At 43.8% G+C, this 14305-nt stretch carries 15 protein-coding genes; all 15 read right to left on the bottom strand.

Features of this window, described 5'->3' with window-relative positions:
* Positions 1-98: 98 nt before the first annotated feature.
* The 15 genes from IRY55_RS01015 to smc all read right to left on the bottom strand — a co-directional run bounded on the left by IRY55_RS01015 (position 99) and on the right by smc (position 14303).
* Positions 99-383: an EscU/YscU/HrcU family type III secretion system export apparatus switch protein gene (locus tag IRY55_RS01015; RefSeq protein ID WP_194561396.1), complete on the bottom strand. Its 285-nt coding sequence runs from the start codon at positions 381-383 to the stop codon at positions 99-101.
* Entirely contained in the window at positions 380-2230 is a 1851-nt protein-coding gene (locus IRY55_RS01010; protein ID WP_194561395.1) for a hypothetical protein, read from the bottom strand. The genes IRY55_RS01015 and IRY55_RS01010 overlap by 4 nt, the downstream gene beginning before the upstream one ends.
* 13 nt (positions 2231-2243) lie before the next feature.
* On the bottom strand, positions 2244-3005 hold the full coding sequence (locus IRY55_RS01005) for a ribonuclease HII (protein WP_194561394.1): 762 nt from the start codon (positions 3003-3005) through the stop codon (positions 2244-2246).
* Between the two features lie 117 nt (positions 3006-3122).
* Positions 3123-3980 carry a ribosome biogenesis GTPase YlqF gene (gene ylqF, locus IRY55_RS01000; protein WP_194561393.1) on the bottom strand — a complete coding sequence of 286 codons (858 nt, stop codon included), beginning with the start codon at positions 3978-3980 and terminating at the stop codon, positions 3123-3125.
* A 10-nt stretch (positions 3981-3990) separates the two neighbouring features.
* Complete coding sequence (lepB, locus tag IRY55_RS00995; RefSeq protein ID WP_194561392.1) at positions 3991-4560, bottom strand: signal peptidase I; 570 nt, start codon at positions 4558-4560, stop codon at positions 3991-3993.
* Positions 4561-4659: 99 nt separating this feature from the next.
* Complete coding sequence (gene lepB / locus IRY55_RS00990; protein WP_213086631.1) at positions 4660-5211, bottom strand: signal peptidase I; 552 nt, start codon at positions 5209-5211, stop codon at positions 4660-4662.
* Between the two features lie 78 nt (positions 5212-5289).
* Entirely contained in the window at positions 5290-5634 is a 345-nt protein-coding gene (gene rplS, locus IRY55_RS00985; protein WP_194561391.1) for a 50S ribosomal protein L19, read from the bottom strand.
* Positions 5635-5741: 107 nt separating this feature from the next.
* Entirely contained in the window at positions 5742-6485 is a 744-nt protein-coding gene (gene trmD / locus IRY55_RS00980) for a tRNA (guanosine(37)-N1)-methyltransferase TrmD (protein WP_194561390.1), read from the bottom strand.
* Complete coding sequence (gene rimM, locus IRY55_RS00975) at positions 6486-7001, bottom strand: ribosome maturation factor RimM (protein ID WP_194561389.1); 516 nt, start codon at positions 6999-7001, stop codon at positions 6486-6488.
* A 123-nt stretch (positions 7002-7124) separates the two neighbouring features.
* The gene (locus IRY55_RS00970) at positions 7125-7361 is read right to left on the bottom strand and encodes a KH domain-containing protein (RefSeq protein ID WP_194561388.1); all 237 of its coding nucleotides are present in this window, start codon (positions 7359-7361) and stop codon (positions 7125-7127) included.
* 16 nt (positions 7362-7377) lie between these two features.
* The gene (gene rpsP / locus IRY55_RS00965; protein ID WP_194561387.1) at positions 7378-7650 is read right to left on the bottom strand and encodes a 30S ribosomal protein S16; all 273 of its coding nucleotides are present in this window, start codon (positions 7648-7650) and stop codon (positions 7378-7380) included.
* 92 nt (positions 7651-7742) lie between these two features.
* On the bottom strand, positions 7743-9095 hold the full coding sequence (gene ffh, locus IRY55_RS00960) for a signal recognition particle protein (RefSeq protein ID WP_194561386.1): 1353 nt from the start codon (positions 9093-9095) through the stop codon (positions 7743-7745).
* A gap of 11 nt (positions 9096-9106) precedes the next feature.
* Positions 9107-9436, bottom strand: a complete 330-nt coding sequence (locus tag IRY55_RS00955; RefSeq protein WP_194562348.1) for a putative DNA-binding protein — start codon at positions 9434-9436, stop codon at positions 9107-9109.
* 60 nt (positions 9437-9496) lie between these two features.
* On the bottom strand, positions 9497-10729 hold the full coding sequence (ftsY, locus tag IRY55_RS00950; RefSeq protein WP_194561385.1) for a signal recognition particle-docking protein FtsY: 1233 nt from the start codon (positions 10727-10729) through the stop codon (positions 9497-9499).
* Positions 10730-10742: 13 nt separating this feature from the next.
* Complete coding sequence (gene smc, locus IRY55_RS00945) at positions 10743-14303, bottom strand: chromosome segregation protein SMC (protein ID WP_194561384.1); 3561 nt, start codon at positions 14301-14303, stop codon at positions 10743-10745.
* Between the last annotated feature and the right edge of the window lie 2 nt (positions 14304-14305).

Here is a 14305-nt window from a genome sequence, read left to right as displayed (position 1 = left end):
AAATATATAACATCTGTACTACCAATTATATTGTAATAAAGTTCTGTTGCTTTGTCCACATGAAGCGTTGTAAATTGTCCGTTAAACGAAATTTTTTATTAATTCAGTCTGTTTTTTCTTTCTTTATCGACATTATAAACAAAGGCAAACACTTCAGCGACTGCATTATACAGATTTTCCGGGATTGAGTCATTAATATCCAGTTCCCCAAGCAGTTGGACGAGCGTCGGGTCCTCTTGTATCGGGACGTCGTGGTCTTTTGCCTTCTGCAAAATGTTATCCGCGACTTGCCCTTTTCCTTTCGCGACGACGACGGGAGCTGTTGTAGTGTCCAAATCATATTTTAGTGCTACAGCTTCTTTTCTTCGTTCTTGTTTCGTCATATTCGAATATCCACTCCTGAACGTTTTGGTTGTTGGGTAAACGACTGCTTTTTCGGTTTCGGCGCGTGGCGCTCTTCAATTGTTTTGAAAAATAGCCCCGACAATTTATAACGATGTTGTTCCAAGCCTTCTTTTAGACGGTCTTCAAACTGAGTTGACAATTTCTGTAAATGAGGCGTTTCATTAAAAATAGTCAAAGTGACGATGCGATTTTGCACTTGCATATCGACAATCGTTTCCTTTAATGTTTCCAACTTTAAGTAAAATAAAATACGTGCGTAATTTTCATCGATTTTTCCGTCATCTGTCATTTTTCCTGACCATTGCAATGTAGCGTCAATTTTCTTCCCTAAAAAGTCGAGAGGAACGTTCATAATAATTTGTTGTGGGAGCGATTGCTCTTGACTCGTTTGAATGATTGGCGCATTCATACGGGCGACGAGTTGTTCGACCGCTTCTTTCGTTTGTAGTGTGAGCGTTTCGCTTTGCAATAGTTGAATGAGTTGTGGTTTCAACTGTTGTGTCAATTGCGCGAGGTGCTCTGGTGTCGCTCGTGGAATTTGACTTTCATAGTTGAGGCCAAGCTGTTGGATCGTCTGTTTCAACACTTGTTTGATCGCTTCCCCGTCAAGCTGTTGCATAATGTTCGCTTCCGCTCGCGCTTGGGCCCCTGGTTCTTGCATGAGTTGAACGAGGCGCTCCATCACTTGAGGTGGGATGCGTTCCGCTGTTGCGAGTTGTTCGGTCGATGTTGTGAGCGGTGCCGTTTGTTTCAAAGCATGCGCCTCTTGCGTTAACGTCTGAATCATTTGCTGAACGAGTTGTTGTGGTGCATTTTCTTGAAGCACAGGTTGCCCCGTACTCGTTTGTGCTGTTAAAGCAGTGATCGCTCTTTGCAGTTGAGCGCTCAACTGTTCCACTGTCGCAGGCTGCAATGTCGTCATTTGCGGAAGTTGTTGCGCAAGTTGTGTCAGTTGTGCTGGGCGTTCTGCAGGTGGTGACGCTAATATTTGTTGGAGTGCTTTCGTCAATTGTTGCACTTGATGAATTTGAGCGTCCGTCCCTTTCGCAGCGAGTTGCGTCAGCTGTTCTCCCGTCGGTGTTTGAACGATGCGTGCGATGACGTCATTCATTAAGATGCGCGTCATCGGTGTTTCTTGTTTCGTCATCAATTGTTGGAGTGCTTCTTGATGGACGACCGATTGCGCTCCTTGTTGGATTGGTGTCGAGATGCGATGGAACACTTCCGCAAGCTGTTGTTTCATCGCTTCTGGAATTTTAGCATCTTGCATAATGAGCGTCATCGCTTGTTGGAGAGGCGCTTGTAAAGGATCACGGTTCATGACTGCAATGAAGCTGCGAACGTTGCTTTCTGTAATCGGCAACTGCAATTGATTTAATTGCGCGACTGCCCGAACGACTTGCTCTGCTTTTCCTTGTGGCATCGCTTTTAAAATTTGTTCCGCTTGTACGAGTTGCTCGCGCGTGAGCGGTACTTTTTGGTCGAGCATTTGACGTACAATTTGTTGCATTTCTTTCGACTGAGGTAATTTTAAATTTTGCATCAATTGTTGTAAAGATTGTTTCGGATCGGAAGAGAGTGGTTCAGAAATGACGCGCAATTGCAATTCTGGCTCCGTCTTCACCACTTGGAAATAATGGCTGTCTCCCGCTTTCATCGGCACTTCTAATTTCGCCACCATCTCTTGTTGGCCAATTTGAATTTGCGCCGTTTGGTTCGGAAATAACTGTGAGATTTTACCGTGAAACACTTGTCCTTCTCGCATCGCAAGTGGCTGACGTTCTACCGTATTCGTTTGAGCGGTCATTTGCGCTTGTATTTGCATCTCTTTCATCCTTTCATTTCATCATCGAGCGAATCGGTTCAAATGTCCGACGGTGCTCGTCTATAATGCCATATTCTCGAATAGCTGTTAAGTGTTGCGCTGTGCCATAGCCTGCATGTTGAGCGAAACCATAAACAGGGTAGCGCTCATCCAATTCATCCATATAAGCATCACGCGCTGTTTTCGCTAAAATGGATGCTGCGGCAATTGCCAAACTTTGTGCATCGCCTTTAATAATCGGTGTCGTAGGGACCTCTACTTGTTGCAAAGGCATCGCATCCGTTAAAACGTAGTCAGGTTTTATGTTTAATTGTTGAATCGAGCGTGTCATGGAATCGGATGTCGCACGATAAATATTTAATTCATCAATTTGTTCACGTGTCGAAAAGTCAATCGTATAGTCGAGCGCATGTTCTTTAATAAGTTCCGCGAGTCGAGTGCGCGCTTCTTTCGAGAGTGCTTTCGAATCATCCACTTGAATAAGTGCTTCGCGCGACGCGGGGTCAAGAATAACAGCAGCTGTCACGACAGGACCAGCGAGCGGACCTCTTCCCGCTTCATCGACACCTGCTACACGAGTCCCATAAGCATCATCAAAAGCACATTTACGTTGAAATTGCGCATATGCTTCCTGTTCTTTCGCTATACGACGGTCATACGTGCGCAATGCTTGTTGGACTCCTTTTCTCGAATCCGTTCGATAACGTGTCAACTCTTCTTCTGTCAGTTCATGTTGTAAGCGTTGTTTAATTTGTTGAATCGTTTCTTTTGTCATTCATCTGCACTCCTTATATGTAGTATATCGTCTTTTTCCTCTTCTTCTCCAATTGAATGGCTGAATTATTAAAAATAAAAAGCACCCCATCATTACAATTAGATAGGATGCTACGCTTCATTCAGTTTCTTCTTTAAATGTATCGAATGTTAATTTGCCAAGTTCACCTTGACGAACGTCTTGCACGATCATTTCGGCTACTTTGCTGTAGTCAATCTCGCCACCTCGTTCATAAGCGCCACGCAACTTTCCGATGGCATCGAATGTGTCGACGATCTCGTCATGCAAAGTCGCAAAACCGTACCGCGCTTCTAAACGTTCTGGATAATGTTCGGCAATATAGTGTAAACCGTAAATTGCCACATCATCTAAGCTGAGCACTTGGTCTTTAATCGCACCTGTTAACGCTAGTTTATAACCCGCTTCTCTATCTTCAAACTTCGGCCATAAAATACCAGGTGTATCTAAAAGTTCAAGCTCTTTGCCGACTTTGATCCATTGTTGCGCTTTCGTCACGCCTGGTTTATTGCCTGTTTTCGCAATATTTTTACGCGCGAAACGGTTGATCAATGTCGACTTCCCGACGTTCGGAATGCCGACGACCATGGCGCGAATAGCACGTGGGCGGATTCCTTTCGCCTGCATTTTTTCGAACTTTTCCTTCAAGACGAAGCGGCTCGCTTTCAACACATCTTGAAGTCCTTCGTTTTGAAAGGAGTTGATCGCCACCGCTTGCACGCCTTGCTGTTCATAATGGCGAATCCAACGTTCCGTCCAACGCGGATCAGCTAAATCACGCTTATTGAGTAATACGATGCGCGGTTTTTCACCGAGCACTTCATCAATCATCGGGTTACGCGATGATTGTGGCAAGCGTGCATCGACTAATTCGAATACGATGTCGACTAATTTTAACTGCTCGGACACTTCACGGCGCGCTTTCGCCATATGTCCTGGAAACCATTGAATCGTCATTGTTTTTCCCTCACTTTACAATCCCTACATGTGACATCGGCCAGAAACGAATGCTCGCTGTGCCGACAAATTCATCTAATGGAATAAATCCAACGTCATAGTGACGCGAATCATTACTGCGGCGTCGATTGTCCCCGAGAACGAATAGATGTCCTTCCGGCACAACGTCGACGTCTAGTTTTTGCTCCAATGTGAAGTCTTCAGTAAACGGCGTATCATACTCTGCCTTATAGGCGTCTAAATACGGTTCATCAACTGCTTCACCATTGATATACAATTGATCATTTTCGTAAGACACCGTATCGCCTGGCAATCCAATCACTCGCTTAATATAATCACTGCCATCTGGCGCATGAAAAATGACAATATCGAAACGTTTCGGATCAGACACTTTATAATTCAATTTATTGACGAACATGCGATCACCGTGCTCAAGTGTCGGCATCATCGACACGCCGTCAACGATAATAGCGGATACGACATATGTTTTTACGACAAAAGCAATTAATAATGCAATGACAATTGCTTTCACCCATTCAAAAAACTCATTTTTCGTTTTTTCTGGTTGTTCTACTTCCATTTCGTCACCATCCTATCTATCCTCATCTACGTACTCAATTCATTCAGCCTAGTTGATTATACTACAACCATTTCGCTCCGCCAAACGTTTCTATTTTGTTTAGCGCTGTGAAGAGACGAGGTTTTTCATACTTTGGAGCGGCCAATATTTAATGAGTGCCCGCCCACCGATTAAATCTTTATGTATAAGGCCAAACTCACGCGAATCTGTACTGTTCATTCGATTATCTCCGAGAACAAAATAATGTTCAGGTGGTATGCGATGGGGATAAATATAATTCACACTCGGCCAATCGTGTAAATAATTGCTTTTTAAATAAGGTTCCAAAATTGGTTCTCCATTCACATATAGTTGATTATGAATAATATAAACCGTATCGCCAGGTAAGCCAACAATGCGCTTCACGTACCAGTCTTCTTCTGTCGCTTGAAAAATGACGATATCGAAACGTTCATAATGCCCCGCTTGTGCAACGAGCAAACGATCTCCTGTTTGTAATGTCGGTTCCATCGATTCGCCATTCACGACGGTCGATTGCATAATGAATGATTGTACTAAAATGCTACAAGCGATGACGATGACGATGAAACGAAAGATCGCATTCTTTTCTGCGCGGTGACGTTCTTCTGTATAAAGACTATCATATAGCAAGCTTCCCACCTCTTTCTTGCACTATAGAAAAACAGCAGACGCCGTTTGCACGATGTCTGCTGTTTCAATAGTTGTCGATTAGCGACGCTCTGTAATACGAGCTGCTTTACCGCGAAGGTTACGTAAGTAGTATAATTTCGCGCGACGTACTTTACCACGGCGTGTTACTTCAATTTGAGCAAGTTTCGGTGTGTGTACAGGGAATGTACGCTCAACACCTACACCGTTTGAAATTTTACGAACAGTGAATGTTTCAGAAATGCCGCCACCGCGACGTTTAATAACAACACCTTCGAAAATTTGGATACGTTCACGTGTACCTTCAACGATTTTAACGTGTAAACGTACTGAGTCTCCCGCACGGAATTCTGGGTGATCTGTGCGTAATTGGTCTTTTGTAATATCTGCGAGTAATTGTTGCATGTATAATCTCTCCTATTTCCTCCGACGCTCTTACACGTGAAATCTTGTAGCGGAACATCAGGTAATATGCACTTTTACATAAAAGTACATTTTTGAATATACCATAATTATTGCTTTTCTTCAAGTTCTTTTTTTATTTGTTTTAACATTTCACAATCTTCTTTTGTGAGCGGATATGTTTTAAGTAAATCAGGGCGACGTTTATACGTGCGCTTTAAAGACTCGTACTGACGCCACTCAGCGATTTTCGCATGATTTCCTGATAACAGTACATCCGGTACTCGGAAGCCTCTAAAGTCCGCAGGGCGCGTGTAGTGAGGATACTCTAACAATCCCGTCGAAAAAGAATCGTCTTCGTGACTTTCTTGCTTGCCGATCGCATCTGGAAGTAAACGGACGACACTATCTGCGATTGTCATCGCCGCAAGCTCCCCTCCTGTTAAGACAAAATCGCCGAGCGATAGCTCATCGGTAACGAGATGCTCGCGAATGCGCTCATCGTATCCTTCATAGTGGCCACAAATGAAGACGAGTTCCTCTTCTTGCGACAGCTCTTCCGCCTTCGCTTGCGTGAAGCGTTCTCCTTGTGGGCACATTAAAATGACGCGACGCTTTTTTTCTGTTTTTGTCACCGCGTCGACCGCGTCGAAAAGTGGCTGAGGTTGTAACACCATACCAGCGCCACCTCCATACGGATAATCGTCGACTTTTTTATGTTTATTTTCCGTATACTCACGGAAATCTGTCACTGAAAATCGGACCGCACCTTGATCTTGTGCTTTTTTCATAATCGATGATTGTAAAATGCCAGGGAACATTTCAGGGAACAACGTTAAAAAATGAATGTGCATTTAATTTAACAATCCTTCCATCACTTCGATGATGACTTTTTTCTGTTCGATATCGACTGATTTCACGACATCGTCAATGTACGGAATGTAGTGCATTTTTCCTTTCGCATCTTGCACTTCCCATACGTCATTTGCACCCGTTAAGACGACTTGTGTAATTTCACCGATTTCTTCGCCTTCTGTCGATTCGACGTGGCAACCGATAATTTCGAAATGGTAGTATTCGCCTTCTGGGAGCGGTTGTAAATATTCCGCTGACACTTTTAAAATCGAATCGCGGTATTGCTCGACGTCGTTAATGTTCGGGTGTCCTTCAAACGTTAAAAGATCGAAGTTTTTATGTTTGCGATGACTCGCTACCGTCACATGAATCGGCGTTTTGCTTTTCTTTTTAAAGATGGCGAGCTTCGAGCCCACTTTATAACGCTCTTCCGGGAAGTCCGTGCGGCTAATGACGCGCACTTCTCCGCGTATTCCATGTGTATTGACAATTTTACCTACATTTAACCAATCCATCTGTCCACCTCAACTCATTCATTTTTTATCATTTTACAAGATTGTCACTCAAAGTTAAACCTCTACGCGCGAGTAGTTTATCATTCATTGGACAAAAAAAGAAGAACAGCAGGAGCTATTCTTCTAAGAATCAATAATATCAAGGTATACTTTCTTGTCATATTCATTTCGTGATGCAGAATAAACGAGCGTCCGAATCGCTTTCGCCACACGTCCTTGCTTTCCGATAATCTTTCCCATATCGTCCGGAGCGACAGTGAGTTTGAAGACGACCTTCTCTTCTCTTTCGTCCTTATTGATTTGGATTTGATCGGGAGCGTCGACGAGCGGTTCAATTATGGTACGAATAAGTTGCTCCATGTATACCTCTCCTCAATTATTTATTGTTTTTTGCGTTATGGAATTTTTCCATAATGCCTTGGCTTGAGAACAAGTTGCGTACTGTATCAGATGGTTGTGCACCTTTTGCTAACCATGCTAAAGCTAACTCTTCGTCAATTTTGAGTTCAGCTGGTTGCGTAAGTGGGTTATACGTTCCAACTGTTTCGATTTGACGACCGTCACGTGGTGAACGTGAGTCTGCTACTACGATACGATAGAAAGGAGTTTTCTTAGCTCCCATACGTTTTAAACGAATTTTAACTGCCATTTTGATTTACACCTCCGAATAGTTTCACACAAGTAATTATATTAGCAAGTGTTTCATTGTTTGTAAAGTGTTTTTTCTTAACACCTACAAATTTATTTGAAAAACTGGTCGAAACTCGGCATTTTCTTCTTTTTTCCTTTGCCTGCCATTCCTGACATTTGTTTCACCATTTTTTTCATATCTTCAAATTGTTTCAATAGACGGTTCACTTGTGAAATGGTCGTTCCTGAACCTGTTGCAACCCGTTTTTTACGGCTCGCATTCATCTTTTCAGGGAACGTGCGCTCTTCAGGAGTCATCGAGCGGATGATCGCCTCGATTTGTCCCATTTGTTTCTCATCGACTTGCGCATTTTCCAAGCCTTTCATTTTGTTCATGCCTGGAATCATTTTTAACAATTCATCGAGTGGCCCCATTTTTTTCACTTGGTCCATTTGCTCGAGGAAATCGTCCAATGTGAACGTTTGGTTCATAAATTTATCTTCAAGCTCTTTCGCTTTCTCTTCATCGACATTCGCTTGTGCTTTTTCGATTAAACTCATCACGTCACCCATGCCGAGAATACGAGAAGCCATGCGCTCTGGATGGAACGGCTCAAGCGCGTCCATCTTTTCACCCATCCCGACAAATTTGATCGGTTTGCCCGTCACTTCTCGAATAGAAAGTGCCGCACCACCGCGTGTGTCCCCGTCTAATTTCGTTAACACGACACCTGTAACACCGAGTGCGTCATCGAAACTTTTCGCGACGTTGACCGCATCTTGACCTGTCATCGCATCGACGACTAAGAAAATTTCGTCCGGTTGTGCGAGTTCTTTAATGTCGACGAGCTCTTGCATTAAGTTTTCATCGACGTGAAGTCGACCCGCCGTATCGATCATGACGACATCTTGATGTTCTTCTTTCGCATGTTCGAGCGCTTGACGCGTAATTTCCACAGGGGATACGTCCGTCCCTAGTGAAAATACAGGCATGTCGATTTGTTTTCCGAGCGTTTCTAACTGTTGAATCGCTGCCGGACGATAGACGTCTGCTGCAACGAGTAAAGGTTTACGGTTATGCTTTTTGCGAAGGACAGTTGCAAGTTTCCCCGTCGTCGTCGTTTTCCCCGCTCCTTGAAGACCGACCATCATAATGACAGTAGGTGGTTTGCGTGAAAATTGAATCGGATTTTGTTCGCCACCCATCAACTCCGTCAATTCATCTTTTACGATTTTAACGACTTGTTGACCTGGCGTTAAACTTTTCATCACTTCTTGCCCGATTGCTCGTTCGCTCACTGTTTTCACGAACTTCTTCACTACTTTTAAGTTGACGTCTGCTTCGATCAAGGCAAAACGAACTTCACGCATCATGTCTTTAACGTCTTGTTCTGTAATTTTTCCTTTGCCTGTAATCTTTTGCATCGTCGCTTGTAGCCTTTCAGCTAAGCCTTGGAATGCCATGGATGATCCTCCTATTCATATTCTTTTAACGTGTGGAGGAGCGCAGTTATTCGCTCCTTGTCCATCACTTGTAATTGTTCTTCTAACTGTTGAATAATTTCCATACGCTGTTGAAATTTTTCAAACAATTTTAGTTTCTCTTCGTATTGCTCGAGCATCGCTTCTGTGCGCTTCACATTGTCGTATACTGCTTGGCGTGACACTTCATGCTCTTCCGCTATTTCACCGAGTGAATAGTCATCTAAATAATAAGCTTGCATGTATGCGCGCTGCTTATCGGTTAGTAAAGAATGATAAAAATCATATAAAAAGTTGACACGTGTCGTTCGTTCTAACAATATACTCACTCTTTTCTCAATACCGTTTATCGTAAGCTGTAACGATGTGTCTGTCAAGTACTTTTACTTGTCTTCTGTAACACTTTCCATTTCAAGACCGTCTGCGAATAAACCGTAGACGTATTTATCTGGATCAAACGGTTGTAAATCGTCAATGCCTTCTCCGAGTCCGACAAATTTCACTGGAATGTTCATCTTTTTGCGGATCGCTAACACAATTCCACCTTTTGCTGTACCGTCTAATTTCGTTAAGACGATTCCTGTAACATCCGTCGCTTCTTTAAATGTCTCCGCTTGAACGAGCGCGTTTTGACCTGTTGTCGCATCGAGTGCAAGCAATACTTCATGAGGTGCTCCTGGCAACTCACGACCGATGACACGGTGAATTTTTTCAAGTTCTGTCATTAAGTTCACTTTATTTTGCAAGCGCCCTGCTGTATCGCAAATGAGCACGTCCACTTTGCGTTTTTTCGCCGCTTGAATGGCATCAAACATGACCGCTGCAGGATCTGAGCCTTCCGCTTGGCGAATGACTTCGACTCCAGCACGCTCTCCCCAAACGACGAGTTGGTCGATCGCTCCCGCACGGAACGTATCTCCCGCGGCGAGCATAACAGTCTTCCCTTCTTTTTGGAAACGCGCGGCAAGCTTCCCGATTGTCGTCGTTTTTCCGACACCGTTTACCCCAACCATTAAAATGACCGTCGTTTCGCCTTCTGGCTGCATGTTGAGAGACATATCTTCATCATCTCCTGCAGCGTTATAAATGTCGACGAGCTTTTCAGAAATGAGTGATTGCATACCTGATGTATCTTTAATGTTTTGGCGCTTCACTTCCATTTCAAGTTCGTCGATTAATTCCATCACCGTTTCGAACCCGACATCCGCTTGTAGCAATACTTCTTCTAGTTCTTCGAAAAATTCTTCGTCCACTTCTCTAAATTGTGCAACGAGGTCGTTAATCTTCGATGTGAAACTGTCGCGCGTTTTCGCTAAGCCGAGTTTGAATTTACCGAAAAGCGATACTTCTTCTTCCACTTCTTTCTTCTTATCTTCTGGTACATCTTCTAAAATGGAATCAAGCATCGTCATTTCGGCCTGTTCTTCTTGTTCTTCAACTTCAGCTTCCACTTCAACGACTTCTTCTAATTCTTCTACTTCTTCTTGTTCAACAGCGCTTTCTTCTCGCTGGTCGAGTTCAGGCTTTTCCTCTACGACAACATCTTCGACAAGTTGTTCTTCTGTCGTTTCAGGAGCTCCTGTTAATTTTTGTTTTAACTTTTTAAACCATGACATCGTTCTGCCTCCATTATGTTAATCCTATTTTCTCTTCTACTTCCGATAATTGTACCGACAACATCGTCGATACCCCCGCTTCTTCCATCGTGACGCCGTATAAGACGTCCGCTCCTTCCATCGTCCCTTTCCGGTGTGTAATGACGATGAATTGCGTCGATGTTGAGAAATGCTTCAAATAATCACTATAGCGTAAAACGTTCACTTCATCGAGTGCCGCTTCCACTTCGTCTAAAATACAAAACGGCACAGGACGCGCTTCGATTAAAGAGAAAAGTAAAGTGATTGCCGTTAACGCGCGTTCCCCGCCGGATAGTAAACTTAAGTTTTGCAGCTTTTTTCCTGGTGGTCGTGCGACAATATCGACGCCAGTTTCGAGTAAATTGTTCGGGTCTGTCAATTTTAAATCCGCTTCGCCTCCACCGAACATCTTTGTAAAAATGTCTTGGAAATGGTGTCGGATTGCGCGGAATGTAATGATGAAACGCTGTTCAACTTCTTCATCCATCTCTTCCATCGCATCTTGTAGCGTAATTTTCGCTTCGATTAAATCGGTTCGTTGCTCCGATAAGAACGTATGACGTTCGAGCACTTCTTCGTATTGTTCGATCGTCGATGGGTCGACAGGACCGATTTGCTTTCGTTCCTCTTTCATCTTCGCTAATCGTTCACGCGCATCCTCGATCGATTCGATTTCAGGACATTGTTCAATCCGTCCGTAAATGCCGTATTTCGTTTGCAATTGTTCCACTAACGCACGCAAAGTCGTTTCGATTTTTGCGAGCGCTACTTTCGTTTCCGTCACTCGTTGTTCGGTCTCCGTTAATTGATGCTGACGTCGCGTTCGTTCTTCTTCAAGTTGGCGCAATTCATCCGACGTATGTCGCTGTTGTTCTTGAAGCTCTGTTAACGCTCGTTGCGCCCCATTTAAATCGTGCGTCGTCTGCTGTAAATGTTGTTCAATTTCTTCGCTCGTAAATTGCTCAAGTTCATCATTTTCAATGAGCGTTAGTTCTGACTCCACTTTTTCAGCTGCTTTTCGAACATTCATCCACTCTTTTTGGACGCGCTGTAATTGCTGACGGACCGATTGTAACTTTTCTTCAGACAGTTCACACGTTGAGCGAGCGGTGTAATATTGCTCCGTTAATGCCGTATGTTCCGTGCGTCGCTCCGTGAGCAATTGCGTCTGTCTAGCTATTTCTTCTTTCATTTCTTCAATCGTCTTTTGAAGTTTTTCATGTTCCGATTGGAGCTTTTCACGTTGTTCCGTCATCGCGGTCACGGAAGCGGTCGTTTCTTTTAGCTGCATCTCGTACTGCTTATAGTTTGCGACGTGTTGGTCTTTTTGCGCTTTACAATTTAAACGTTCGATTTCTAACGTTCGGTTTTCAACGCTCAATTTCTCATAGTGCGCTCGTTCTCGTTGCGCTTGTTCAAATGCTGCATTCGTTTGGCGCTTCGTCACTTCCATATGACGCTCCGCTTCTTCGATATCACGTTGAAGTTGAGCAACACGTTTTCGTGTCGCATGAAGTTCTTCTTTTTGCATGAAAGGAGACGGTCGTCCTTTTCCGCGTCCTCCTGTGAGAGAACCACCACTATTGACGACGTCGCCATCCAATGTAACGACGCGGTAACGATAATTGAGACGTTTCGCAATCACTGTCGCTCCGTCCAACGTTTCGGCGACGAGCGTGCGACCTAAAATCGACTGAATGATCGCTTCGTAAGATGACTCATAACGAACGAGTTCAGATGCTACTCCGACATATTCCGGCATTTGTTGGACCGCTTGTAAGTCGCTCGGTGACACAGAACGCCCTTGAATCGTCGACATCGGTAAAAATGTCGCTCGACCTAATGTGCGCTCTTTTAAATAGCGAATCGCTGCTTTGGCGCTCGCTTCATCCGCTGTGACAATTTGTTGACTCGTCGCTCCAAGAGCTGTTTCGATTGCTTTCACAACGCGCTCTTCTTGAGCTTCTACTAATTGCGATACCGCTCCGTGAATTCCTTTGAGCGCTTGACGATTCGATGCTTTTAACACTTCTTGAACGCTCGATGTATAGCTTTTAAATTGTTGTTCGATACTTTCTAACACTTGAAGACGGCTGCGCCATTCAATGACGCGCTCAGACGCTTCTTTCACGAGCTGTTCTTGCATCGCTAGTTTTTTACGATTGTCTTCGTACATCGCCGTTAATTGTTCCAATTGTTCTTTCGCTTGCATTCGTGCGCTTTCATTTTGTTTCCACGCTTCATCAAGCTTTTCGTATTGGATGATTACTTCTTCTTGACGACGTTTTAACTGTTCAGCTTTCGCATCGTTCGTCGTGCGCATTTTTTGTGTCGTCAATTGTTGTTCCGCATGTTTTAAATCGTTGCGAATCGTCGCCTCTTCGTTTAAACGGTCGATATAGACCGACTTTAATTGTTCGAGTTGTTGTTCGAGTTCATCAATTGGTGTATCGAGTGCGCGTTCTAACTGTTCTACTCGTTCTTGTTGTTGTTTCGCCTGCTGTTCGAGTTGTTGTAACTCGCTTTGCAACGTGTCGCGCTCTTCCTCTAACTTTTGTTGTTGTTCCGCTGTCGATTGCACCGTAAACTGCAATTGTTCCACACGTTCTTTTTTATGTTTCGCTTGTTCGTGCGTAAGAAGTTTGCGTCCTTCCCATTTTTCGACCGCCGCTTGCAAATCCGCAATTCGTTGCTGTATTTGTTCGCGTCGCTCTTGCAATTGATCGCGTGCACCTTGATAGCGCTCTACTTCTTCATGATCTTTTGCGACCGCTTCAGCCAATTGTTGTTGCTCGCTTTCAGACTCGACGAGTTGCTTTTCGAGCTGTTCATACTGTTCCGTCTGATGGAACACGTCATATTGTAAAACGTCGCGGTCTAATTGCGTTAACGCTTCGTCTAAACGAGCGGCTTTTTTCGCTTTTTCGCTACTGATGCGAAGCGGTTCAAGTTGTTGATTTAATTCATTTAAAATGTCGAGCACGCGTTCAAGATGTTCCGACGTTTTATTTAATTTATTCGTCGCTTCTTCTTTACGCTTACGGTATTTTAAAACGCCTGCCGCTTCGTCAAAAATGAGACGGCGTTCGACAGGGCTACTGTTTAATACTTCGTCGACACGACCTTGAGAGATGATAGAGAAAGCCGCTTTTCCGACACCGGAATCGACAAATAAATCCGTAATATCTTTCAAACGACATCTTTCGTTATTCAAATAAAAAGTGCTATCTCCACTCCGTGTCACTTTACGCGTCACTTTCACTTCGCTATATGATATCGGAAATTGTCCTGACGTATTGTCGAGGACGAGTGACACTTCTGCCATATTCACTTTTTTGCGCGAGTCGCTTCCCGAGAAGATGACATCTTCCATTTTTTGACCGCGTAAAGAGCGGATGGACTGCTCTCCTAACACCCAACGAATCGCATCGATAATATTGCTTTTCCCACTACCATTCGGTCCGACAATCGCTGTGACACCGGGAACAAAATCAATCGTCATTTTATCTGGAAATGATTTGAATCCGATGAGTTCTATCTTTTTTAAAAACATCG

The organism is Savagea serpentis (assembly GCF_015351395.1).
GTDB lineage: Bacteria > Bacillota > Bacilli > Bacillales_A > Planococcaceae > Savagea > Savagea serpentis.
The sequence above is the reverse complement of the archived record's forward strand: the minus strand, read 5'-3'. Positions and strand labels throughout refer to the sequence as shown.